This is a genomic window from Paraburkholderia sp. NMBU_R16 (assembly GCF_013282575.1).
Lineage (GTDB): Bacteria > Pseudomonadota > Gammaproteobacteria > Burkholderiales > Burkholderiaceae > Trinickia.
The window spans coordinates 59,901-82,865 of record NZ_JAAAYE010000009.1; the positions used below are offsets into that span (position 1 = coordinate 59,901).

The window sequence follows — 22,965 nt, forward strand, 5'->3', positions numbered from 1 at the left end:
GCTGTCGCGGCAGCGGCGAAGCACAGAGTGACGGCAACAGACGACAAGATCGACGACGGTTTCACGGCGGGTCTCCTCATGACGAAGTAATGCTGGGCAGCGAAGCTGCAGCGGGAACGAATCGGTCGACATCGAACGCGGCAAGCGGCGTTGCGGTTTCCCCGGAGATCACGAGCTCGGCAACCACTTCGCCGACGCCCGGGGCAAGCAAAAAGCCGCCGCCAGAAAAACCGAACGCATGTAACAGGCGCGGTACCCGGTGGCTCGCACCGATGATCGGGTTGTGATCGGGCGTGCATCCCTCGACGCCGCTCCATGAGCGGATCAAAAGCGCTTCCCGCAGCATCGGCAGCAACGCACACGCATCGCGCATGACCGTGCGCGTAGTGTCGGAACAAGGCTGTGCATATTGACCGTCGCCATAACCGCGGCCGCCTCCAATGATGCAGTTGCCGCGCGCGACTTGGCGTGCGTAGATGCCACCGCCGTAGACGCCCAGGTTGTGCGTGATGAATTGCGGTAGCGGTTCCGTCACCCACATGTTCGGGTAGATCGGCTGCATCGGGACTGCGTCGCCGAAGCGTTGCGCGATCGTATTGGCCCACGCGCCGGCGGCATTGACGAGCCAATCCGCGCTGAACCGCCGGCCGTTTGCCGACAATTGAAAACGCGCGCCGTCATACGTCACATCGTCGAGCGGGGTCAGCTCGAGTACATCGGCGCCCGCGCGGCGTGCCGCCTGCGCAAACGCCGGAGACACGAGCCGCGGATTGGCGTGCCCGTCGGTCTCGCAGAGCGATCCGCCGATTGCGGCTGAGCCGAGCCACGGATAACGCGTGCGAAACGCCCGGCCTGCGATGAGCTCGAGATGCAGTCCGTGCTCGGCGGCCATGCGCGCGTACTCGGCGAGTCCCGCCAGGTCGGCTTCGCTGCGGGCGAGCCGCAGATGGCCCGAGACGACGAACTCGCCATCGATACCGATCGATTCGGGCAAACGTCGCCAGACCTCGCGCGCGCGCATCGCGAGCGGCAATTGCTCGGCGGGCCGGCCTTGGCAACGTACGCCACCGTAATTGACACCGCTGGCCTGAGCGCCGCAGTAGCGGCGCTCGAACAGCACGACGCGCAAGCCGGCCCGTGCGAGCGCGAGTGCCGCCGAAGCCCCGACGAGCCCGCCGCCCGCTATCGCCACGTCATAGTGATGGAGCTCACTCATCGCGCGCATGCTCCGGAATGGCGGCGAGCGCAGCGTCCCCGAGCGCGGCTGCGAGCGGAATCGGCTTGACGGGCGCCTGCGCCCGCAAGCGCCCCACGGTTTGCATCGAACGATCGGTCTCGTAGGCGATCAGCGCAAGCGCTGCTTCACCGCACATGCGCCCTTGGCAGCGACCCATACCGACACGCGTCAACGCTTTCAGACGATTGATCTCCGTGGCGTCACCCGCGCGCACGCAGCGTCGCAGCGTGCCTGCGTCGATCTGCTCGCAACGGCACACGATCGTGTCATCCGGCCAAGATGCAGCACGACCAAAAGGCGGCGGGAACGCGGCTTCCAATCCCGAGCGGAACACAGCGATCCGCTTCAATGCGCGTTCGAGCGAGGCCGCTTCTTCACGATGCGCATCAGGCGAGGCTTCGCACTGCAAATCTTCGAGCACCGCGAGCGCCGCGCGCCGGCCGGCAAGTTCCGCAGCATCGGCTCCGGCTATCCCCGCACCGTCGCCCGCGAGATAGATCCCCGCAATTGAACTGCGTCCTGCCGCATCGCGCTCGGGCAGCCAGCACTGGGTGGTGTCGTCGAAGCGGAAGCTGCAACCCGCAATGTCGGCCAGTTGGGTTTCGGGACGCAGCCCAAAGCCGAGCGCGAGTGCGTCGCACCGGATCGTTTCGGCGATGGCCTGGTCGCCGTTCCCTGCGTCAGTTCGACGCCATGCGAGCCCCGTGACGGACCGCTCTCCGTGCACGCGCTCCAGCGTCACGTTGCGCTCGATCCGCACGCCGTGCGCCTGGAGCCAGCCGACGTAGTAGAGGCCTTTCGCCAACGTGGCTGGCTGGCGAGCGAGCTTCGGCAGCGCTCGAGCTTGCGCGGCGAGCGGGCTCGTATCGAGCACGGCGGCGACGCGCGCACCGGCTTTTGCATATTGGTATGCGACGAGGTAAAGGAGCGGCCCCGTACCGGCGAATACGATCTGTGAGCCGATCGCGCAACCTTGCGCCTTGAGCGCTGTTTGGGCACCGCCCAGCGTATAGACGCCGGGCAGCGTCCATCCGGGTATCGGCAAGACACGATCGGTCGCGCCTGTTGCGAGGATCAGGTGGGAGAAAGGCACGTTCTGCTCGCGTGCGTCATGCAGCGCCACGAGCCGGCCGCCTTGTCCATTGCGCGCTTCGCAGTCCCAGACCAGCGTATCGGACTGATAGTCGATATGGGGGAGCAGCGCCGCCATCGTCGAATGGAGCGCATGGGCTTTGGCTGCCTCGAACCCGTAGAGCGTACGCTTCGAGCGTTCGAAACCGGCACCGGCGGCCGGCTGCCGATAGACCTGCCCGCCGCAACGCGATTGCTCGTCGAGCACGAGCGGACGCAATCCAGCTGCCACGAGCGTTTCGGCCGCCCGCACGCCCGCGGGACCCGCGCCGACGATGACGATGCGCGCAGCGTCGGTCATCGTTCGCCGTTCCGCGTCATGCCGTCACCGGGCGCGGCCGCACGGTCCCCGTCGCATTTCATGCCGCTGGCCCTGACACGCGTGACGAGGCGCATGCCTGCCGCGATCGGCGTCGAGCATCCGCGTATGCGCTCGCCGGTTTCGGTGTGCAGCCAGCAGTCCTGGCATGCGCCGATGAGACAAAAGCCGGCACGCGGCTCGTCGTTGAATTCGCTGTGGCGCACGAACCGCTGCTGCAAAAGCACCGCGGTGAGCACCGTATCGCCGACCAGCGCTTGTGCCTCGCGGCCGTCGAGAAAGAAGGAGACGCTCGCACGACGCGTCTCGGCGATCCGAACGAATTGCGGATCGCTGCGGTCGCAGGCGTCGGCTTGCCGATCAGGAGTGCCAAGCATCAATGATTGCCGATCAGGACGCGGTTGAGCCCGTATATGCGGTCAAGCAGCAGCATCGCCGCGGCAGAGATCGCGATTACGAGCGTGGAGACGGATGCCATCATCGGATCGATGGATTCCGTCGCATACATGTACATGCGCACCGGCAAGGTGACGGTTTGCGGCGACGTGACGAAGATCGACATGGTCAGTTCGTCGAAGCTGTTGATGAATGCGAGCAACCAGCCGCCGGTGATGCCGGGCAGAATCATCGGCAACGTGATGCGACGGAACGTGGTCCATGCGCTCGCCCCGAGCGAGAACGCGGCGTGCTCGACGCTGCGATCGAGCCCGCTCGCGGCGGCCAGGATCAGACGCAATACGAACGGCGTGACGATGACCACGTGCGCGATGACGAGCCAGGCAAACGAGCCCGTCGCACCGATCACGGCAAAGAACCGCAAAAACGCGATACCGAGCACGAGCCCGGGAATGACGAGCGGCGAGAGCATCAACGCGTTCAGAAAGTTCCGCCCCGGAAAACGCGCGCGGGCAATCGCGAGTCCGGCCGGCAGTGCGATCGCGAGCGAGAGCGTTGACGCAAGGAACGCGAGTTTCACGCTGTTGAAGAACGCGCCAATGAAATCGGGGTAGTTGAGGATGGCGCGAAACCAGCGCAGCGAAAGCCCGTGCGTCGGCAACGTCAGTGTCTCGTCGGGCGTGAATGCCACGAGCACGACGATGGCGAGCGGTGCAAGCACGAACAGGATCACGAGCGTATGAAACGCGAGTGCGAGAGGTCCGTTACGTCTCATGGCGAAATTCCGGTCTCAACCCATGCTGCGCGCGTAACGGCGCTCGAGCACGCGGTAGTAAGTGAGCATGACGGCGAGATTGGCGGCAAGCAGCAAGAGCGCGATCGTTGCGCCGAGCGGCCAGTCGAGCGAGCCGAGAAATTGATCGTAGACCGCGGTGGCGGCCATTTTCAGGCGCCGCCCTCCCAGCAGGCCCGGAATCGCGAACGCACTCGCCGATAGACCGAACACCATCAGGCTGCCGGACAGAATGCCGGGCATCACCTGCGGCAGCACGATGCGATAAAGCGTGACCCAGGGCGTTGCCATCAGCGAGAGCGCGGCTTGCTCGGTTTGCGGATCGAGCCTTTGCAGGGCCGTCCAGACGGGAATGACCATGAACGGCAGCATGACGTGCACGAGTGCGATGACGATCGCGAACGTCGTATATTCGAGTTTGAAGGGCCCGAGGCCGAACAACGCGAACGCCTGGTTGACGAGGCCGTTCGTGTTCAGCAGCATGCTCCAGCCGAACGCCCGGACGACGACGGAGACGAGCAGGGGCGCCAGAATCGCGAGCAGGAACAACGAGCGCCATGGGTCGCGCATGCGCGAGAGCACGTAGGCTTCGGGCGCGCCGATCGCGACGCATGCCACCGTCGTCACGAGCGCGATGGCGAACGTGCGCGCGAAGATGGTCTGATAGTAAGGAGAGCTGACGACTTCGATGTAGTTGCCGAACTGAAACGCGGCGATGGGCCCGCTCGACGGGTCGAAGCGATAGAACGTCAGCACGAGCGTCATCGCGAGCGGCACGAACACGAGGGTCGCAAACAGCATGAATGCTGGCGCGCTCGCGAGCCACAGCGGCACATAAGCTCGCCATGGCGTGCCGGTCGACGGCAACGCCGGCGATGCGGCGACGGTCGATGTCGTGCGCGCCGGTGCGGGCTGCGAGGGCTTCGATGCAGCGATCGTCATTGTCGCGTCTCCGTCTCGACGAAACGGATTGCGTCGTTGGTCCAATCGACACCCACCTGCTGTCCCTCGGCGATCGGCTCCCCGCCCTCGTTCTGGCAACACACGAGCACCTCCCCAAGCGGGGAAGCCACCCGATAAAGCCATTGGCTCCCGAGAAAGAAACGGCTCGTCACGGTGGCGTCCAGGCGGCCGCGGCTCGACTCGCAAAGCTTGAGCTTTTCCGGGCGGATACAGACCGTCACCGCGTCGCCTGTGCCGGGTTCGCCACGGCCGTTCCCGCTGGGCACCGCGCGTCCCACGGCAACGACGTCATGCCCGAGATCGATGCGGATTTCGTCGCCGTCGTTCGCGAGCACCGTGCCCGCGAGCAGATTCGCCTTGCCGATGAATTGCGAAACGAAGCGGTTTTCGGGGCGCTCGTAGGCTCGATAAGGTGTATCGATCTGCGTAATGCGGCCTGCTTGCATGACGACGACGCGGTCGCTGATGGAAAGCGCCTCGGACTGATCGTGCGTGACCATGATGGTCGTCGTGCCGATGCGCCGTTGGATCGCGCGCAGTTCGAACTGCATCTCCTCGCGCAGCTTGGCATCGAGATTCGACATCGGCTCGTCGAGCAACAGGACCGGCGGCGCGATCACGATGGCGCGGGCCAGTGCCACGCGCTGACGCTGGCCGCCCGAGAGTTCGCGCGGGAAGCGGTGGGCGAGCGCGTCCAGATGAACGAGCGAGAGCGCTTCACGCACGCGCTCCTCGCTTTCCTTGCGATCGGTGCCGCGCATCTCGAGTCCGAACCGGACGTTCTGCGCGACGCTCATGTGCGGAAACAGCGCATAGCTTTGGAACACGACGCCGAGCCCGCGGCGATTGGGCTTCAAATGGGTGATGTCGCGTCCGTCGAGCGCGATGCTGCCGCTCGATACGTCGAGGAAACCGGCGATCATCTGTAGCGTCGTGGTTTTGCCGCAGCCGGACGGACCGAGCAAGGAAACGAATTCACCCTTCTCGACCGACAGGTTCAGGTTGCGTACGGCCTGCAGATCGCCGAACGATTTCGACAGATCGGTGAGCTTGAGAAACGACATGGCGGATCCTTTATAACCGCGACGCCGCGACACCATCGATGGCGATTTCGCCATGCGGCGCGAGGCACGGCTGATTCTGTCCAGCCAGATTTGTCGCGTCAATTTGGAATTCCGCTCAGCGGGAGAAAAATTGAAAAAATTCCGTTGAACGGAATGCCAATTCATCTTTTCGGTGCTTCATTCCATTGCGGGGGATCAGGGTTTGCCCGCTGTCTCAAGCTATATCTCACACATTCGCTCGAAAACTGAGATACTCGCTTTCGACGAGCCGGCAGAGATAGTTTCACTCAATGGAATAATGGTCGCATATATGAGGCAATCCTCCGTCTCGGATGGAACATCGGCGAGAGCAGCGTCGGAGCAGGCGGACGACGCGCGCGCGAGCGGCATGCTGCCGCGCGCATTCGCCGTGATTCGCGCGTTGGCGGCTGCGCAGGCCGATGGCGCGCGCGTGACGCAGCTCGCCAAGTCCGTGGGCCTGACGCAGGGCACGACGCATCGCATCCTGCACGCGTTGATGGCGGAAGGTGCGGTCGAACAAGACGAGCAAACCAAGCGCTACCGGCTCGGCCTCGATTTCTTTGCGCTGGCCGCGCTCGCGGGCAACCCCGGCGGGTTGCGCACGCTTTGCCGCCCATCGCTGTTGAGGCTATGCGCCAGTCTTGGCGAGACGTTTTTTTTACTGGCGAAGAGCGGGTTCGACGCAGTGTGTCTCGACATCTGCGAGGGACCGTTTCCGATTCGCTCGTTCACGAGCGACATCGGCGGACGAATCGCGCTGGGTGTCGGACAAGGCAGCCTCGCAATCCTCGCGTTCTTGCCTGAAGCCGAACGAGAAGAAATCATCCGCTTCAACGTGCCACGCATTCGCGGATACGGCGTACTCGACGAGGTCTACCTGCGCACCGAGATCGAACGCGTGCGGCAGCTCGGCTATGCCGGGCGCAACAGCGGCGTGCTCGACGGCATGGCAGGCGTGGCCGTGCCGATCCTCGACCGCGCGGGTACGGCCATTGCGGCGTTGAGCGTAGGCACACTGGCTTCCAGGCTCGGCGAGGAACGGCTGCCGATGATCGTGGAACTGCTGAAACGGCAGGCCGATGCGATCGGACCATTGGCCAATCCGTTCGACGTCGCGCTGCGGCGCCGGCCCACGCACGCGCTTGCCGATGTCGTGCCGCACCCGCGCAGCGTATGACGCGTGACGTCGCCGTGAGGGCGGGGGACTCCGGTAAAATCAGCGCTTTTCGCCTCACATCGAGCTGCTCCTCATGACCCAAGACGAACTCAAGCGCATGGTCGGCCAAGCCGCCGCCGACTACGTGAATGCCCACGCTCCGGAGGGCGCCGTCATCGGCGTCGGCACCGGATCCACGGCGAATTGCTTCATCGATGCGCTGGCGCCGCATCGGGCGCGTTACCGCGGCGCGGTATCGAGCTCGGTGGCCACCACGGCGCGGCTCGAGCAGCATGGCATTCGCGTGTTCGATCTGAACGAGATCGAATCGCTGCCCGTCTATGTCGACGGCGCCGACGAGATCGATGCGAGCGGCGCCATGATCAAGGGCGGCGGCGGCGCGCTCACGCGCGAGAAAATCGTTGCTTCGGTATCCGAAGTATTCGTCTGTATCGCCGATGCATCGAAGCGGGTCGATGTGCTCGGCGGTTTTCCATTGCCGATCGAGGTCGTGCCAATGGCACGCACGGCGATCGGGCGGCGAGTCATGGCGCTCGGCGGGGTGCCGGTGCTGCGCGTGCGGCCGGACGGTGCTCCTTATATCACGGACAACGGCAACGAGATTCTCGACGTCAAGGGCTTGCAGATCGCCGTCCCGCGCGAACTCGAGGCGACGATCAACGCGTGGCCCGGAGTCGTCACCGTCGGACTGTTTGCCGCACGAGGCGCGGATCTGTGCCTGTTGGGCTCCGAAACGGGCGTCGAATCGATTCTTTACGGCGCACCAAGGTAAGACGCGCGTCGGCCGCGAGCGCAACGGGAAGCCGTTCGCGCGCGGGCCCGACGCTTGCACACCGTTTCGCGGACGAAAAAAGATACGCTGACGCTGCACATTCGCTATGACCCGAGCGGGCCCGAAGAATGCGGCAAAACTTGCGAAATCCCGGCGTGCCCGGGGAGACCATCAGAGCGAAGGATTGCAACGATGCAACGCGAACTACGGTGCGCACTCGATACGGCGTATGCGCGATTGAAAGACGCCGAGGCAACGCCCACGGCGTTCGCCGGCAACTATGCACTCGGCCTCGGTATCGTCGTGGGCGCCCAGGCGTGCGGCGGTATGACGGACGCTGAAGCAGCCTGTGAGCGTGCGCGATTTGCGATGCTTGCCATCGTCTATGAAGCACGCGAGCGCGTGCGCAGCAATATCTCGACGCGCAACGATCAAACGCAATGACAGGCGTGTGGCAGTGCACCGCGGTTGACACCGCGGTGCGGACTACATCGCGTGCCCGCTCAGGTGACGGCGTTCGTTTGATGCAGGCTCGGCAGCAGCCGGTCGAATTCGCGTTTCACGAGCCCATAGCATTCGCAGGCACGCGATTCGAGACCTTTCCGATCAAGCACCTTGATATGCCCTCGGCTGTGATGGATGAGGCCCTGCTCATGCAGCTTGCCGGCGGCCTCGGTAATGCCTTCGCGGCGCACGCCGAGCATGTCGGCGATCATCTGTTGCGTCACGGCCAGCTCGTTCGTGGCGGCCCGGTCGATTTCGATCAGCAGCCAACGGCATAGTTGCTTGCTGAGCGAATGATGCCGGTTGCATGCGGCCGTTTGTGCGACCTGCGTGAGAAGGGCCTGCATATAAAGCAGCATCAGCCGGCGCAAGAGATCGGAACGCGCGATCTCCTGTTTCAATTGCTGAGCGCTCATTCGATAGGCGAAACCCGCGCATTGCACTTGGACACGACTCGGCATCGTCTCGCCGCCGGTCAGCACCTGTACGCCCGTCATGCCCTCGCGGCCGACGGCGGCGAGCTCGACAGAACCGCCGTCTTCCATCATCGAGAGGATCGAGATGATGGCCGTCGTCGGGAAGTAGACGTGATGGATCTTGTGTCCGCAGTCGCACAGCAACTGCTCTGTGCGAAGATGAACCAACTCGAGATGAGGCGTCAACGCTTGCCATTCATGCGACGGCAATGCCCCTAGCAGATGGTTGCCGTGAAGGTCGGATTGTAGTGTCAACATGATCGGTCCTCGAATAACAGCCACGTCATGCGGTTCTCGCGCATAGGCTCGTGCGGCTCTTTGTTGCTTAAGGCCTGGATGCTTGGATGTGTCGGACGATTGAGTTCGACATCGCCATTCAACCCGGCGCGGTTTTGGCCTTCTCTCCCTGGCCGTGCCACCGTCTGTGCGGCAGCGCTCAGTTGCGCGCCAGGATCAGCGAGGATCGTGCCATGCCCCGCGGGGCCCCGCCGCGCCGAAAGCGGCCTCTGTTGCGACGCGGGACTACGGAACCGAGCAACCTTTTTGTTTCAAATCTGCACAACGCGCCCGTGTGCCGGGACTCCTCAGATTCAGCTTCGTTTGATTGCCGTAAACCGTTGATCGGCCGGCTCTTTGCGCTCGAGGCGCACGGCCTTTGGCGGCTTGCACCCCCTCTCGATTGGCGGCGTGCAAGCACGGGCAGGATGGCGGAAATTGATTCAGTTGTGTTGCATCGGCCACATTCGTTGCTGCGTAACGCTGAGTTCCCTACGAGATCGAAGCCCCGGCTGACAAGGCTTCGGCTCGCTACAGCATGACGGCCAGCGGCTTGGCGATGCGGCTGCGTCGATCCTCCCGCGGACAACGCTTCGCAGAGTTGGCGTCCCTCGCATGTAAAAGCGACGAGCGTCGCGAATGACTCATTGTTGAGACATGTGCGTGCGGTGCAATTTGGCTCGTTGTATTGCCTCACGTCATGCAAACTCGGAAGAGTGAGTGCGATTGCGAACGGAACTGTACTTGTATGAGAAGTACCGTGCAGCATGACGATTCGTCTTACCTGGGCCCGCGGCTCGATGGTCGGCAAGCGGTGGTCGTATGCAGCGGTATGCAACCTGTACCGCGCCCGTCGTCAATGTGGAGACGACAGTGAGGTCTCCTAAACGATTGGCGCCCACGCCGCGAGGGAGCGGCAGCGCGCAAGCATAGTCACGTGGGATTCGTCAGAGGGATAACCCTGTTCAGGCGTATCCCAATAGCGTGGCGAATTTGAACGAAGCACCGTATCGCTATCGAAAGCGCGATGCGTAGCCGGGCAACGGATGAGGCGGGAGCAAGCGTCGATAGGCGCATCGGGGGGAGTCATGGAGCAGGGGAAGGATCGTTCGCTGGTCAGCAAGGTGATGGACGGGCTTGTCACAGGCATCGTCGAAGAGAAGTACGGGGCGATTCTTCCGCCGCAAGACGTGCTGTCGAAGGAGTTCGACGTCAGTCGCACAGTCATGCGTGAAGCGTTGTCGATGCTGCTCGCGCGGCACATGCTGGACGTCCGGCCGAAGGTCGGTACGCGCATTCGTTCGATGCGCGACTGGCGCATGATCGACGAAGATGTCGTGAACTGGCGCTTCAGGGCCAAGCCCGATCCACTGTTCATGCGCGATGTCATCGAGTTTCGTATGGTCATCGAGCCGCGGGCGGCTGCGCAAGCCGCGGTACGGGCGAGTGTGGCCGACGTGGCGACCATTCGCGAGGCGTTCGACCTGTTTCGCTCGCTTGCGCCGGGAGACGCAGGCTATGCGTCCGCGAACGAGATGCTGCATACGCGCATCGTCCATGCGAGCGGCAACCAGTTTTTCCAGCAAATGGCTGCGATCATTCGCGGAGCGCTTGCCGCGACGCAACCGATGCTGATGGAAAAGCAGGGCGCCTGGGAGATCTCGGTGCGCACGCACGAACGTCTGGTTTCGGCGATCGAGCGGCGCGACCCGAAGGAAGCCGAAGCTGCGGCGCTCGCGCTCGTCGAGCTGGCCGCCGATGAAGTCAGCCGGGAGTTCTCGGTCGAAATGCCGGGCCGGCGGTAGCGCGCAGGACGGCGGGCGCTCGCGGGCGACGCGATGCGTCAGTGACGCGTCGGCAGCGCCAGCCGGCGCTCGTACCAGCGCTGCACCCATTCGAGCGCTTGGCAGAGCACCCAATAGATCGCCGCCGCCGCGAGATAAAGCGGTAGCGGCTGATAGGTGGCCGCGATGATCTCCTGCGCGCTGCGCAAGAGTTCGGTCACCGTGATGACCGAGACGAGCGACGTATCCTTGATGAGGCTGATCAGGCTGTTCGAAAGGCTCGGCACCGCGATGCGCAGCGCCTGCGGCCCGATGATATAGCGCAGCGTCTGCTGCCTCGACAAGCCGAGGCTGTAGGCCGCGAGCCATTGGCCGCGATGAATGCCGTTGATGGCGCCGCGCATGCTCTCCGATAGATACGCGGCCACATTGGCCGACAGCGCGATGACGCCCGCGGGCGTCGGTTCGAGCGCGATGCCGACGCTTGGCAGCCCGTAATAAACGACGAAGATCTGCACGAGCATCGGTGTCCCGCGCATGAGACTCACGTAGACGCGCGCGATCCAGTTCAGGGGGCGACTATGGCTGATGCCCATCAATGCGAGCCCGACCGCGGCAACGAGCCCGCAGGCCATCGAAAGCACGGCGAATTTGACGGTGAGTGCGGCGCCCTGCAACAGCGCGGGCATCGACTGGACGAGCAGGGATGTTGTGGACGACATGACCTGTGATGGCGTGGGGGCTAAACGATTCGACGAGCCGCAACGGCGCGAGCGCACATCATATACGCTCGATAAAGAGAAAGGGCGGCATCGCCGTGACGCCGCCCTTCATCCGAAGCTGTGAAATAGTGAGGGGCGCTTACTTGCCCTTGGGCTTCGTCACGTCGATGCCAAACCACTTTTCCGAAATCTTCTTGAACGTGCCGTCGGCTTCGAGCTGGGTCATAGCATCGTCGATGGCCTTGGCAAATTTCGGATTGCCCTTGCGAAACGGAATGGCGGACGGCGTATCGCTGTTCAGCTGTGCACCCGCACGCAATGGCAGCTGCGAGCCCTTCAGCAGATAAGCGACCATGAGCTTGTCGTTGAGTGCGGCGTCGAGGCGTCCCGCGGCAAGGTCGCGCAAATATTCGGGCGCGCCCGGGTAGGTCTTGACGTCGATGCCGGGAACGGCCTTGGCCATCTGCTCGTAGTTCGTGCCCAGCCCGAGGCCGAGCTTTTTGCCCTTCAGGTCATCGAGCGATTTGAACTCGCGCGTATCATCCTTGCGCTCGATCAACTGCGGTCCCGAGTAGGTATAGGCCGGCGAAAAATCCAACACTTGTTTGCGCGCATCGGTCGCGCCAACCTGGTTGACGATCACATCGAACTTGCCTGCTTGCAGGCCGGCAATGATGCCGCTCCATTCGGTCGTCGTGAATTCGGGTTTCACGCCGAGCTTGGCCGCCACAGCCTTGGCGATATCGACATCGAAACCGACGAGCTCGCCGCTGGCATTCTTCGAATTGAACGGCGGGAACGTCCCTTCGAGACCGATGCGCAACGTCCCGCGTTGTTTGACCTCGTCGAGCAAATCCGCTGCGTGCGCGGTGACCGCAACGAACGCCGCGCCAAGCAGGCCGGCCGTCAGGATCTTCTTGAGCGTCGCCAATTTCATCGTGTCGATCTCCTCGCCCCGGGGGCATTGATTAGGTGCGTCATGATAGCGAAATACCAATCGGTCTAGAAATATCGTTTGTTTATGTCTATATGACAGGCGCATTCATGTGGGCGATCGCGTCCACGCACTCGCCCACCAGCGCAGGGCCCCGGTAGATGAAGCCGGTGTAGATCTGTACGAGCGACGCGCCCGCAGCAAGCTTGGCCACCGCGTCGGCACCCGACGCAATGCCGCCGACGCCGATGATGGCGACCGTTTCGCCGAGTTCGGCGCGCAGCTTGGCGATTACGGCGTTGGAAGCTTCGAACACCGGTTTGCCCGACAATCCGCCGGTCTCGTCAGCATGCGGCAGACCCGCGACGGCCGCGCGCGAGAGCGTCGTATTGGTGGCAATGACGCCTTCGACGCCATGGCGCAGCAGGGTGGCCGCGATCGCCTTGATCTGCTCGTCATCGAGATCGGGGGCGATTTTCAGCGCGAGCGGAACGAGCTTGCCATGCAGGTCCGCCAGCCGTTGTTGCTTGTCCTTGAGCGCGCCGACGAGCGCGTCGAGTTCGTCCGCCCCTTGCAACTGGCGCAGGTTTTTCGTATTCGGCGACGAGATATTGATCGTTACGTAGCTGGCGAACGGGTAGACCCTTTCGAGACAATAGAGATAATCGTCGGCGGCGCGCTCGATGGGCGTATCGGCGTTCTTGCCGATGTTCAGGCCGAGCGGGCCGCGGTATCGCGCCGCCTGCACATTGCGCACGAACTGATCCACGCCGCCGTTGTTGAAACCCATCCGGTTGATGAGTGCGCCGGCCTGCGGTAGCCGGAACATGCGCGGGCGAGGGTTGCCGGGTTGTGCGCGCGGCGTCACGGTGCCGACTTCGATGAAGCCAAAGCCGAGTGCGGCGAGTCCGTCGATGCAGGCGCCATCCTTGTCCAACCCCGCTGCGAGCCCGACCGGATTGCGAAACGCGATGCCCATCACCGTGCGCGGCAAGTCGGGCACGTGCGTGGCGAGCAACCGCGCGACGCCGGCACGGCCCGCGGCACTGAGTGCGCGCAGCGTCAGATGATGAGCGTCTTCCGCATCCATGCGAAAGAGTTGGGCTCGTGCAAACGGATAAAGGGAGCTGAGCACGGAACGATTGGAGCCGGAAATGGGAACGCGCTATTTTACCGGCTTCGCGGTGCGGGCCCCGAAATGCGAGGTCCGATGCCGGGCGCGCGCAAGGGCGTTACTCTTCGGCGGCACAGGCGGCACTGCCTTCGGACGGCGGGGCCTGATGCGACGATGTATCCAGCGGGCTCCAGCGCCCGCCGCTCAAGCCTTCGAGCGGCCGAAAGTTCGACTTGTAGGCCATCTTGGCGCTTTCCTGAATCCAGTAGCCCAGATAGACGTAGGGCAGCCCGAGGCTTCGAGCCTGCTCGATCTGCCAGAGAATGTTGTAGGTGCCGTAGCTCGCCCTCCCGGCGTCGGGTTCGAAAAAGGTATATACGGAGGACAGCCCGTCGCCGAGGATGTCGATCATGCTGACCATGCGCAGCGTTCCCGGTTGCGCCATGCCGAGATCCGCCGGCACCGGCTCGCGGAATTCGACGAGCCGCGAGTTGATGCGGCTATGCAACAGGAACTGTTCGTATTGATCGCGGCTGTCGCGGTCCATGCCGCCGCCCGCATGGCGGGCCGCCTGATAGCGCATATAGAGCGCGTAATGTTCCTCGTCGTAGTGCAGCGGCGAGACCGATGCGACGAGACTCGCGTGGCGCTTCCACACGCGGCGCTGCGTCCGGTTCGGCGTGAAGGCCGCGACGGGCACGCGAACCGGCACACAAGCACGGCAACCTTCGCAGTACGGGCGGTACGTGAACACTCCCGAGCGGCGAAAGCCCGCCTTGACGAGTTCGGTATAAACGTCGGAATTGATCAGGTGGCTTGGCGTGGCGACTTGCGAGCGCGCGATGCGTCCTTCCAGATAACTGCAAGGATAGGGCGCGGTTGCATAAAATTGCAGCGCGGAAAGAGGTGAAAGCGGCAGCTCATTCGGGTGAGTCATTGGCGGCTCTCGAAGCATCGTCCCTCGTTGGCAAGCTGCTCACGGTGCGTGGTCAGCGCGCGCGTTTTTCCGGCATCGCCTGCATCGTGTCAGGCAGGACCTCGAGCAAGGCGGATTTGTCGAAGCGCCACGGAATGGGTGCTTGCGCCACCGCTTCGCGCACATGTCCGAGAAAGCTCTTGCGCGCAATTTCGCGGCCGCCGAGCGATGCCAGATGCGACGTATTCTGTTGGCAGTCTATCATTTCTACTTCATTGCGGAGCAGGTGGCCGACGAGTGCGGCGAGCGCGATTTTCGACGCATCGGTCACATCGGCGAACATCGATTCGCCGAAGAACATGCGGCCGAGCGAGACGCCGTACAGACCGCCCACGCGGGCGCCTTCGTACCAGGTTTCCACGCTGTGCGCTTCGCCGGCGCGATGCAGCATCGAATAGGCGTCGATGATTTCGGCCGTGATCCAGGTGCCGCGCTGCCCTCGGCGCGGCGCTTGCGCACAGGCGCGCATCACCCCAGGGAAATCGCAATCGACGCGGACCTCCCAGCGCGGATCGCGCAGCACGCGCTTGAGCGTCTTTCTCAGTGAAGGGGATACCTTGAACTCCGCCGGCACGAGGATCATGCGCGGATGCGGACACCACCAGAGTACCGGCTGACCGTCCGAGTACCAGGGGAAAATGCCGCGCCGGTAGGCGTCGACGAGTCTCCACGGCAGCAGGTCCGAGCTCGCGGCCAACAAGCCCGGCGCACCGCTCGTTGCGCCGAGTGCCTGCTCGACAGGCGGGAACGGATCGTCAGGACCGAGCCAGGGGACCATCGGCGCGCGGGTTCGATCAGCCTTCGCGCAGCGAGCGGAAGATATCGCCCGTGTGCAGCCCATAATTGCCGGCCGAACGATCGGCAAAGAAAAAACGCAACGTCTGGCAGACGGTGGGAAACGCGATGTCGTCCCAGGGGATTTCGCCTTCGTCGAAAAGACGCACTTCGAGGCTTTCCTCGCCGGCTTCGATATCGATATCGAGCAGCCGCGCGAGATAGAAAATGTGCACCTGGTGGACGTGCGGCACATTGAGCAGCGAGAACAAGTGCTGGACTTCGACGCGCGCGCCCGCTTCCTCGAGTGTTTCGCGCGCGGCGGCCTCCGCGGTGGTCTCGCCCATTTCCATGAAACCGGCCGGCAGCGTCCAATAGCCATAGCGCGGTTCGATCGCGCGGCGGCAGAGCAGAATCTTGTCCTCCCACACGGGCACCGTCCCGACGACGTTGCGGGGGTTCTGATAATGCACGACGCCGCAGTGCTCGCATACGAAGCGCTCGCGATTGTCTCCGGCTGGAATCCGTAAGCTGACCGAGTGGCCGCAGGCTGAGCAGAATTTCATAGGTGTCGTGAGGGACGGCGCGGGCGCGGTGCAGGGCTGCTGCGTACTCGGCGCTCGCGCAAGCCGGAAAAAAACGCGCGCGTGAAAGTGATGCGAGTTTATCACTGGCCGCCCGCTCGGCGCGGGTCGCCCGACGTTTCGGATAGCGCACCGAAAAAGCGAAGCCGGGCGCATGGCCCGGCTTCCGATGCGGCTCGTCGGTGCGCTCTAGACGAACAGCTTGAGTGCCTGGCGCAGCGTGTTGATGACGCCCCAGGCGAGCGGGATCAGGACGTATGCCCAAAAGACGATCAGGCGGATGCGGCTCGATGGCGTCACCGCGGTGGATGTCTCGTTCATTGCGCCTCTCCTCACTGTTCGTTGGCGAGCTGGATCTCGCTCATATGATGTTTTTCGTTCACGCGCGATACGAGCAGATTGCAGACGAAGCCGATGACGAGCAGCACTGCCATGATGTGGACAGTCATCGTGTAAGCGTCGGCCTTGGCCACGCCGTGTGCTACCTCATAGGCGCGGATGTAGTTGACGAGCACCGGGCCCGCCACGCCCGCGGCGGCCCAGGCGGTCAACAGGCGCCCATGAATGCCGCCGACGAAGGCTGTTCCGAACATATCGGCGAGATAGGCCGGCACGGTCGAAAAGCCGCCGCCGTACATCGAGAGAATCACGCAGTAAGCCAGCACGAAAAGTGCAATGTTGCCCGTCGTCGCGAAGCTCGGAACGAGGTAGTAGAGCACGGCGCCCAGCGCGAAGAAGATGAAGTAGGTGTTCTTGCGGCCCACCCAGTCCGACGCCGATGCCCAGACGAAGCGCCCGCCCATGTTGAACAGGGAGAGAAGACCGACGAAGCCGGCGGCGGCGGCTGGCGTGACGGTGTTCTTGAAGCTCTCCTGGATCATGACCGAGGCCTGTCCGAGAATGCCGATGCCTGCGGTGACGTTCAGGAAGAGCACCAGCCAGATCAGATAGAACTGCGGCGTTTTCAAGGCCTCGTCGATATGGACGTGGTTGCGCGTGATCAATTTGTGCGACGTGTCGGGCGGCGTCCATCCCGCCGGCTTCCAGTCCGCGGGCGGCACACGGATGGCGAGGGCACCGATCGACATCGAGATGAAATAGGCGATGCCGAGAACGATGAACGTTTCGGCCACGCCGACGCTCGTGGCGCTCTTGAAGTGGTTCATCAGGGCGACCGACAACGGCGCCGCGATCATCGCGCCGCCGCCGAAACCCATGATGGCCATACCTGTTGCCATGCCGCGGCGGTCCGGGAACCAACGGATCAGTGTCGATACCGGCGAGACGTAGCCAAGCCCCAGCCCGATACCGCCGATCACGCCATAGCCGAGATAGAGCAGCACGATCTGATGCAGCCAGACCCCGAGCGCGGAAACGAGGAAGCCGCCGCCGAAACAGCAGGCCGCCGTGAACATCGTGCGTCGCGGGCCGACGTGCTCGAGCCACTTGCCCGCGAAGGCCGCGGAGAGCCCGAGGAACACGATGGCGAGCGAGAAAATCCAGCCGAGCGTGGTCAGCGACCAGTCGTCCGGCGCCGATTGGGTAATGCCGATTACTTTCGTCAGCGGACCGTTGAAGACGGAGAACGCGTACGCCTGGCCAATGCACAGGTGCACGGCGAGTGCCGCGGGCGGCACCATCCAGCGAGTGAAACCGGGGCGGGCGACCGTGGCCTGCTTCGAAAAAAATGTGGGGGGCCCGGCGTGTGCGGGTTCGGACATGCTTGTCATCGGTGGTCTCCGTAGCTGTCTCAGAGTGTCGGCCTTTCGCGCAGTCGTTCTGTTTTTTTGCGCAGCCGTTGATGTTGCCTCGACAACGATAGGGGCGCGTCCGATTATGCGCAATAGGAGCCGACACTACATAAAGAAAACGTTGCCACGGGCTCGGCGCATCGGCTGGGCGATCGCCGCCGCTTCGGTGGTCGATGCGGGTTTTTGCCGGTACGCCAGGCGCTCGCAGTCGTGCCAGCCTGCGCGGCGCGCACATAACTGTGGGCGTAAAAAAAGCCCGATCTGACGATCGAGCTTCAATGTTCCTGGACGGCAGCACATCGCTTGGAAGTGCTCGCAGATATGCTTATTTTGGTTGCGGGGGTAGGATTTGAACCTACGACCTTCGGGTTATGAGCCCGACGAGCTGCCAGACTGCTCCACCCCGCGTCCGTCGAAAAGAAGATTATAGAGAAATCGCAAAGACGACGCAAGGATGGATTCGCTTTTATCTATCGATCGCAGGTCTTCGCGGAGGCTGGATTGCTCGCCCGCACTTCGGCGCGGCCGCATGCACCTGCGCTAGAATCGGGTGCCGCGCCGCAGCACGACCGCGTCGTCCCGGTTCACGCGCATTACCCAACGTCATTTTGCTCTCTCATGGATATCGACCACGATCTGCGTACCATCGCAGCCCAGGAGCACACGCTGGTGTTCCCTCGTTTCGACGCCGCTCGCGCCTGGCAGCTCGGCGCTTATCTGCACGAAATTGGGACGGCGCGTTCGCTCGCGCTCGCCATCGATGTTTCGACCTTCGGCCAGTCGCTTTTCTTCTGCTCGCTGGAGGGGGCCACGCCCGATCACGCAGCTTGGGTGCGCCGTAAGCGCAACGTCGTCGCCCATTTCCGCCGCAGTTCGTATGCGATCGGACTACGTATGCAGCAGGCCGGAACGACGCTTGCCGATAAGCACGGCTTGCCCGGCGCCGAATACGCCGCCCACGGCGGCTCGTTCCCGATCACGGTGGCCGGTGTTGGATTCATCGGGTCGGTGACGGTGTCGGGACTCGCTCAACGCGCCGATCACGAACTGGTGGTCGAGGCGCTCAGCGCGGAACTCGGCCATGACTACACGCAGCTTGCGCTGGTCAAGGGCTGAACCCGATGCGCGGATCGAGCGGTTTCGGCTATCTCTGGCTCGCCATTGCGATCGTAGCGGAGGTCATTGGCACTTCGGCGCTGCGTGCTTCGGCCGGCTTCACGCGTCTCGCGCCTTCGCTCGTCGTGGTGGGTGGCTATGGCGTGGCGTTCTACTGCCTTTCGCTGACGCTCAAATCGATGCCGGTGGGCATCGTCTACGCAATATGGTCGGGCGTGGGCATCGTGCTCATCACGCTCGTGGCCATCGTGCTTTACCGGCAGGTTCCCGATGTCGGTGCGGTCGTCGGCCTTTCGCTGATCGTGGCGGGTGTCGTCGTCCTCAACCTCTTTTCCGGCATGCAAGCGCATTGATTAATAAGGCCTCGCTCGCTGTCGATGCCCGCGCGTGCTACCGTTTCGTGTGTCGCTTTCTCGGTTTCGACGTGCAGCCATGACTACGACTGATGATTCGGCTTTAGCTGCCACCTCGGCCGAGGTGCGCACCTTCATCGCCAACCGAATCGGTTTTATCGAACTGAACCGCCCCAAGGCGCTCAATGCGCTTTCTCTGGGCATGATTCGCACGATGCACGCCCGGCTCGACGAATGGCGCACGGATCCCGGCGTGCTCGCCGTCGTCGTTTATTCGCCGCACGAGCGCGCTTTTTGCGCCGGCGGCGACGTCCGTTCCTTCTACGAGATGTCGCAGCGCAAGGACATCGCCGCACGCGAGCGTTTCTTCATCGAGGAGTATTCGCTCGATCACGCGATTTTTATTTACCCCAAGCCTTATATCGCATTGATGAGCGGCATCGTCATGGGCGGCGGGATGGGCATTTCGCAAGGGGCGCATCGGACGGGCGGCCTGCGCGTCGTGACGAGCACGACGCGGATGGCGATGCCCGAGACGCGTATCGGGTTCTTCCCCGATGTCGGCGCCGGATGGTTCCTCGCCCGTACGCCCGGCGCGATCGGTCGGTATCTCGCCGTCACCGGTGTAACGATCGGCGCGGCCGATGCGCTCTACGCCGGGCTGGCCGATATCTGCATGAATGCCAGCGCCATTCCGACGCTTCTCGAAGCGCTGCGTCATGAATCGTTTGCCACTGGCACCGACGTGATCGCCTGCGTGAAGCGCATCGCGGACCAGGCGGTCTGCACCAGAAGCGATGAGCACGCCGACACGTCGCTCGCTGCCACGCGCGCATGGATCGACAGGCATTTCGGGCAGCCCGATGCCGCGGCCATCGCCGCTTCGCTCGCAGCCGAAAGGGAAGAGGGCGCGCGCGATTGGGCGGAGGATACGCTCGGCATGATGCATGAACGCTCGCCTCTATCGATGGCCGTTTCGCTGGAGGTGGTGGCGCGCGGCGACAGCACGATGGCGGAATGCCTGCGCCGTGACCTCGATCTCACTCATACGATGTTCGCGCTTGGCGATGTGCTGGAAGGAGTGCGTGCGCGGATCATCGACAAGGACAATCACCCTGTCTGGCGAATCGGGCGCATCGAGGATGTGACGGCGCAAGATGTCGAGCGCATGTTCATGAGCCCGTGGCGCGCGGACGAGCACCCGCTGCGCGCGCTTCACGGCTGAGTCGGCGCGGCACCGCGCGTTAATTATTGGCCGCCGCTTCGGAGAGAAATTTCAGGCCGATTCTTCGGCGCTTTCGGCCATGAAAGCGCGCATGAAGACGAGAGCGCCCCAGCCCCACATGGCGTTGGCGGCGAAACCGATGGCAAGGCGCGGCAGCATGTTGCCGCTCGGCCAAATGCCGCGTACGGGATCGACGACGAAGATTCGTGCCGCCGTCAGGACGATACCTCCGAATACGAACGCCTGAACCCACGGCGCGACGCGCTCCGGCGAAACGCGCAGCAGCCAGGCCATCAGTACGGCCCACACCGCGCCCCAGAGCGCGTTGGCGACGAACTCGGGGATGTCGAGCGGCGCGAACGGGGTCGTGGAAAAGCCCGTCATGTCGATGAGCCCCGCGGTATGCAGGAGGGCGAGCGTCGCTTCATGGAAAAAGAGCGCGGCGAGAAAGCCCGACACGAGAGGCAGGATGATTTTTTGCATGTAGTGCTCGGGCGGCGCGGGCATGACGCGATGCGCCCGTTCGTCTAACGGAACGAGCGTCATTATAGAGGCGAGGCCGTCTCGTGGCGCAGGCGTATTTGCGCACCTGTTTCGCGCGGAGGAAGTGCTACGATGGATTGACGATGCTCACGCGAGCGTTGCACGGCACCGGAGTCGATCGGAATCGACATCGGCGCGCAAGCGCTATCACTGACAAGGAGCCGGCCATGTCCAAACCCTTGAGCCCCGAGGCGATAGAGGCGCTGAGGCGCCTGAACGATGTTGGAATAGGCCAGGCGCCGCCGCTCGTCTCGATGTCGGTCGCCGCCGAGCTGCTTGGTGCGGGGCTTGTCGACGAGAATACCGAAGGCGCGATCGAAATCACCTGCGAGGGCCGAAAGTATTTGTCGGGCGATTGCGACTAGCCGAGCGTGCGGTCCCGGTTGTAGGTCTACCTGCAATGATCGTTGGGGGAGTGCGATGAAACCGACTGGCATCGACATGGGCGATTACGAGGAGCCTTATCGCGGTTTTGCACTGGAAGTCGCCGTGGAACAGGTGATGACGGGGGTGAAATCGCACTTTCGCGTGTTGAAGGACGGCATGGTGGTGCACGACTGGCAGCTCGTTCATGTCGACAAGCTGTGGCCGACCGAACGGCAGGCGGCTCGCGCCGCGCTCGACGCGGCGCGAGCGATCGTCGATGACCGGCTTGACGGGTGATCGTTCGCCCCGCGGGCGCGGGGCCGACGATTTCATTGCGCAGCCGGTGTGGGGCCTTGCCCGTCTTCGGTCGGTGAATCGACCGCATCGCGTGTCTCGGGCAGCGCCATCCATACGAGCAGGACGGCCAGCACGCCCGCCGCGGCGAGACCGAAAAAGCTGACCGTATTGCCGAAATGATCGGCGATAAACCCCGCGAGCAGCGTCGATAGCGTTGCGCCGATACCCGCCGTGAGCCCGAACAGGCCGATACAGAGGTTGTAATGTCCTTTGTCGCCGGCCACATCCGCCGCGATGAGCGGCAGCATGACGCCGAAGACTGCCGCGCTGATGCCGTCGAACAATTGCACGGGCACGAGCAGATAAGGGCTCGACACGCCCGCGAAGAGCAGCGCGCGCACGGGCAGCGCGGCAAAGCCGAACAAGAGGAGCGGACGCCGGCCCCAACGTTCGGCCGATCGTCCCACCCACGGCGAGAGCGCCGCGACCACCATCTGCGGCACGATGATGCACGCCGCGATCACGAGCTGCACGTTATCGCTCATATGCGTGGTGACTTCGCCGGCGGCCAGATTGAGCATGGCCGCGTTCGACAAGTGGAAAAGCGCGATGCACGCGGCGAAAACGAGTACCCGCCGATCGCGCAGCAGCTCGCTCATGCCTGCGCGGCGATGCGCGGCCACGGGCGGGCCGGCGGCAGGAACGGTGGCCGCGCCCGCGGCGGTCGCGGCGGCGCGCCCAGTATGCTCGACCATCGAAAGCGCGATGAGCGCGGGAACGTTCAGTGCCGCGGTCAACCAGAACACCGCCCGCGCCGACGAATACTCGCCGAACGCTCCCATGAGCGCGGCGGCGACAGCACTGCCGATCGATGCGAAGCGGGCGTTGCGCCCGAGCCGGTCGCCGAGGCCATGGCGTCCGACGAGCGCGAACGAAATGGCCGCGATGGCAGGCGTCAGCATGCAGCTCGCGAAACCATGAAACACCTCGGCGGCAAGCACCGGAATGGTCGTCGGGCTGGCGGCGAGCAAGAGCGCACATGCCGCGATGGCGACGATCGCGAGCGCGGCGGCGCCTTTCTTGTTGCGCAGCGCGTCGATCAACGCGCCGGCGGGCACCTGGCTCAGCATCGCGGTCGCCGTGCCGACGCTGAGCGCAATGCCGATCTCGCCCTGTGTCCATTTATGCGACGTCAGATACGACGCGATGAACGGGCCAAAACCCGTCTGGACGTTGGCGAGGAAGAAGTTGAGCCAATCGAGCGCGCGGAGACTGCGTGGGTTTGCCATCTGCGCGT

General features: G+C 63.6%; 26 protein-coding genes and 1 tRNA gene. 9 read left to right on the forward strand and 18 right to left on the reverse strand.

Features of this window, described 5'->3' with window-relative positions; genetic code table 11:
* Positions 1-76: 76 nt before the first annotated feature.
* From GWC77_RS06555 to GWC77_RS06580, 6 genes are read right to left on the reverse strand one after another with little or no spacing between them, the layout of a single operon-like run.
* Positions 77-1,216 (reverse strand): FAD-binding oxidoreductase, encoded by a 1,140-nt coding sequence (locus GWC77_RS06555; protein WP_173256084.1) that lies wholly within the window; start codon positions 1,214-1,216, stop codon positions 77-79.
* Positions 1,209-2,669: an NAD(P)/FAD-dependent oxidoreductase gene (locus tag GWC77_RS06560; RefSeq protein WP_173256085.1), complete on the reverse strand. Its 1,461-nt coding sequence runs from the start codon at positions 2,667-2,669 to the stop codon at positions 1,209-1,211. Before GWC77_RS06560 ends, GWC77_RS06555 begins: the two co-directional genes overlap by 8 nt.
* Positions 2,666-3,064, reverse strand: coding sequence for a (2Fe-2S)-binding protein (locus tag GWC77_RS06565; RefSeq protein WP_173256086.1), 399 nt, complete (start codon positions 3,062-3,064; stop codon positions 2,666-2,668). Before GWC77_RS06565 ends, GWC77_RS06560 begins: the two co-directional genes overlap by 4 nt.
* A complete protein-coding gene (locus GWC77_RS06570; RefSeq protein ID WP_173256087.1) occupies positions 3,064-3,858 on the reverse strand; it encodes an ABC transporter permease in 795 nt (264 codons plus the stop codon). Before GWC77_RS06570 ends, GWC77_RS06565 begins: the two co-directional genes overlap by 1 nt.
* Positions 3,859-3,873: 15 nt before the next feature.
* The gene (locus GWC77_RS06575; protein WP_173256088.1) at positions 3,874-4,818 is read right to left on the reverse strand and encodes an ABC transporter permease; all 945 of its coding nucleotides are present in this window, start codon (positions 4,816-4,818) and stop codon (positions 3,874-3,876) included.
* Positions 4,815-5,903: an ABC transporter ATP-binding protein gene (locus tag GWC77_RS06580; RefSeq protein ID WP_173256089.1), complete on the reverse strand. Its 1,089-nt coding sequence runs from the start codon at positions 5,901-5,903 to the stop codon at positions 4,815-4,817. Before GWC77_RS06580 ends, GWC77_RS06575 begins: the two co-directional genes overlap by 4 nt.
* A gap of 310 nt (positions 5,904-6,213) precedes the next feature.
* On the opposite strand from GWC77_RS06580, the gene GWC77_RS06585 reads away from it, so the two are divergent.
* The 3 genes from GWC77_RS06585 (at position 6,214) to GWC77_RS06595 (ending at position 8,317) form a co-directional block, all read left to right on the forward strand.
* The gene (locus GWC77_RS06585; RefSeq protein WP_173256090.1) at positions 6,214-7,101 is read left to right on the forward strand and encodes an IclR family transcriptional regulator; all 888 of its coding nucleotides are present in this window, start codon (positions 6,214-6,216) and stop codon (positions 7,099-7,101) included.
* 73 nt (positions 7,102-7,174) lie between these two features.
* Complete coding sequence (rpiA, locus tag GWC77_RS06590; RefSeq protein WP_173256091.1) at positions 7,175-7,873, forward strand: ribose-5-phosphate isomerase RpiA; 699 nt, start codon at positions 7,175-7,177, stop codon at positions 7,871-7,873.
* A gap of 192 nt (positions 7,874-8,065) precedes the next feature.
* Positions 8,066-8,317 carry a hypothetical protein gene (locus GWC77_RS06595; protein ID WP_173256092.1) on the forward strand — a complete coding sequence of 84 codons (252 nt, stop codon included), beginning with the start codon at positions 8,066-8,068 and terminating at the stop codon, positions 8,315-8,317.
* A gap of 59 nt (positions 8,318-8,376) precedes the next feature.
* On the opposite strand, the gene GWC77_RS06600 is transcribed toward GWC77_RS06595, so the two are convergent.
* On the reverse strand, positions 8,377-9,111 hold the full coding sequence (locus tag GWC77_RS06600) for a Crp/Fnr family transcriptional regulator (RefSeq protein ID WP_173256093.1): 735 nt from the start codon (positions 9,109-9,111) through the stop codon (positions 8,377-8,379).
* Positions 9,112-10,217: 1,106 nt separating this feature from the next.
* Here GWC77_RS06600 and GWC77_RS06605 point away from each other — a divergent pair.
* Positions 10,218-10,934 (forward strand): FadR/GntR family transcriptional regulator, encoded by a 717-nt coding sequence (locus GWC77_RS06605; RefSeq protein ID WP_173256094.1) that lies wholly within the window; start codon positions 10,218-10,220, stop codon positions 10,932-10,934.
* Positions 10,935-10,972: 38 nt separating this feature from the next.
* Here GWC77_RS06605 and GWC77_RS06610 read toward each other — a convergent pair whose 3' ends face one another.
* The 9 genes from GWC77_RS06610 to GWC77_RS06650 form a co-directional block, all read right to left on the reverse strand.
* Positions 10,973-11,635, reverse strand: a complete 663-nt coding sequence (locus tag GWC77_RS06610; RefSeq protein ID WP_173256095.1) for an amino acid ABC transporter permease — start codon at positions 11,633-11,635, stop codon at positions 10,973-10,975.
* A gap of 139 nt (positions 11,636-11,774) precedes the next feature.
* On the reverse strand, positions 11,775-12,572 hold the full coding sequence (locus GWC77_RS06615; RefSeq protein ID WP_173256096.1) for a transporter substrate-binding domain-containing protein: 798 nt from the start codon (positions 12,570-12,572) through the stop codon (positions 11,775-11,777).
* 88 nt (positions 12,573-12,660) lie between these two features.
* Entirely contained in the window at positions 12,661-13,704 is a 1,044-nt protein-coding gene (locus GWC77_RS06620; RefSeq protein WP_173256097.1) for a quinone-dependent dihydroorotate dehydrogenase, read from the reverse strand.
* A gap of 97 nt (positions 13,705-13,801) precedes the next feature.
* Positions 13,802-14,620 carry an arginyltransferase gene (locus GWC77_RS06625; protein ID WP_173256098.1) on the reverse strand — a complete coding sequence of 273 codons (819 nt, stop codon included), beginning with the start codon at positions 14,618-14,620 and terminating at the stop codon, positions 13,802-13,804.
* 52 nt (positions 14,621-14,672) lie between these two features.
* Positions 14,673-15,437 carry a leucyl/phenylalanyl-tRNA--protein transferase gene (aat, locus tag GWC77_RS06630; protein WP_173256099.1) on the reverse strand — a complete coding sequence of 255 codons (765 nt, stop codon included), beginning with the start codon at positions 15,435-15,437 and terminating at the stop codon, positions 14,673-14,675.
* 16 nt (positions 15,438-15,453) lie between these two features.
* Entirely contained in the window at positions 15,454-15,999 is a 546-nt protein-coding gene (locus tag GWC77_RS06635; protein WP_173256100.1) for an NUDIX hydrolase, read from the reverse strand.
* 207 nt (positions 16,000-16,206) lie between these two features.
* Positions 16,207-16,338 carry an oxalate:formate antiporter gene (locus GWC77_RS06640; protein WP_173256101.1) on the reverse strand — a complete coding sequence of 44 codons (132 nt, stop codon included), beginning with the start codon at positions 16,336-16,338 and terminating at the stop codon, positions 16,207-16,209.
* An 11-nt stretch (positions 16,339-16,349) separates the two neighbouring features.
* Entirely contained in the window at positions 16,350-17,747 is a 1,398-nt protein-coding gene (locus tag GWC77_RS06645; protein WP_173256102.1) for an OFA family MFS transporter, read from the reverse strand.
* A 352-nt stretch (positions 17,748-18,099) separates the two neighbouring features.
* Positions 18,100-18,176, reverse strand: a tRNA-Met gene (locus GWC77_RS06650).
* Positions 18,177-18,386: 210 nt separating this feature from the next.
* On the opposite strand from GWC77_RS06650, the gene GWC77_RS06655 reads away from it, so the two are divergent.
* The 3 genes from GWC77_RS06655 to GWC77_RS06665 all read left to right on the forward strand — a co-directional run bounded on the left by GWC77_RS06655 (position 18,387) and on the right by GWC77_RS06665 (position 20,462).
* Positions 18,387-18,884, forward strand: a complete 498-nt coding sequence (locus tag GWC77_RS06655; RefSeq protein ID WP_173256103.1) for a heme-degrading domain-containing protein — start codon at positions 18,387-18,389, stop codon at positions 18,882-18,884.
* Between the two features lie 5 nt (positions 18,885-18,889).
* Positions 18,890-19,237 carry a multidrug efflux SMR transporter gene (locus GWC77_RS06660; RefSeq protein WP_173256104.1) on the forward strand — a complete coding sequence of 116 codons (348 nt, stop codon included), beginning with the start codon at positions 18,890-18,892 and terminating at the stop codon, positions 19,235-19,237.
* 79 nt (positions 19,238-19,316) lie between these two features.
* On the forward strand, positions 19,317-20,462 hold the full coding sequence (locus tag GWC77_RS06665; RefSeq protein ID WP_173256105.1) for an enoyl-CoA hydratase/isomerase family protein: 1,146 nt from the start codon (positions 19,317-19,319) through the stop codon (positions 20,460-20,462).
* Between the two features lie 51 nt (positions 20,463-20,513).
* Here the strand turns inward: GWC77_RS06665 and GWC77_RS06670 are convergent, their stop codons facing one another.
* Positions 20,514-20,945 (reverse strand): hypothetical protein, encoded by a 432-nt coding sequence (locus GWC77_RS06670; RefSeq protein WP_173256106.1) that lies wholly within the window; start codon positions 20,943-20,945, stop codon positions 20,514-20,516.
* Positions 20,946-21,172: 227 nt separating this feature from the next.
* Here GWC77_RS06670 and GWC77_RS06675 point away from each other — a divergent pair, with 227 nt between their 5' ends.
* Both GWC77_RS06675 and GWC77_RS06680 read left to right on the forward strand, forming a co-directional pair.
* A complete protein-coding gene (locus GWC77_RS06675) occupies positions 21,173-21,370 on the forward strand; it encodes a hypothetical protein (RefSeq protein ID WP_173256107.1) in 198 nt (65 codons plus the stop codon).
* A 55-nt stretch (positions 21,371-21,425) separates the two neighbouring features.
* Positions 21,426-21,668, forward strand: a complete 243-nt coding sequence (locus GWC77_RS06680; RefSeq protein ID WP_173256108.1) for a DUF6566 family protein — start codon at positions 21,426-21,428, stop codon at positions 21,666-21,668.
* A gap of 32 nt (positions 21,669-21,700) precedes the next feature.
* Here GWC77_RS06680 and GWC77_RS06685 read toward each other — a convergent pair whose 3' ends face one another.
* Positions 21,701-22,957, reverse strand: coding sequence for an MFS transporter (locus GWC77_RS06685; RefSeq protein ID WP_173256109.1), 1,257 nt, complete (start codon positions 22,955-22,957; stop codon positions 21,701-21,703).
* Positions 22,958-22,965 lie beyond the last annotated feature (8 nt).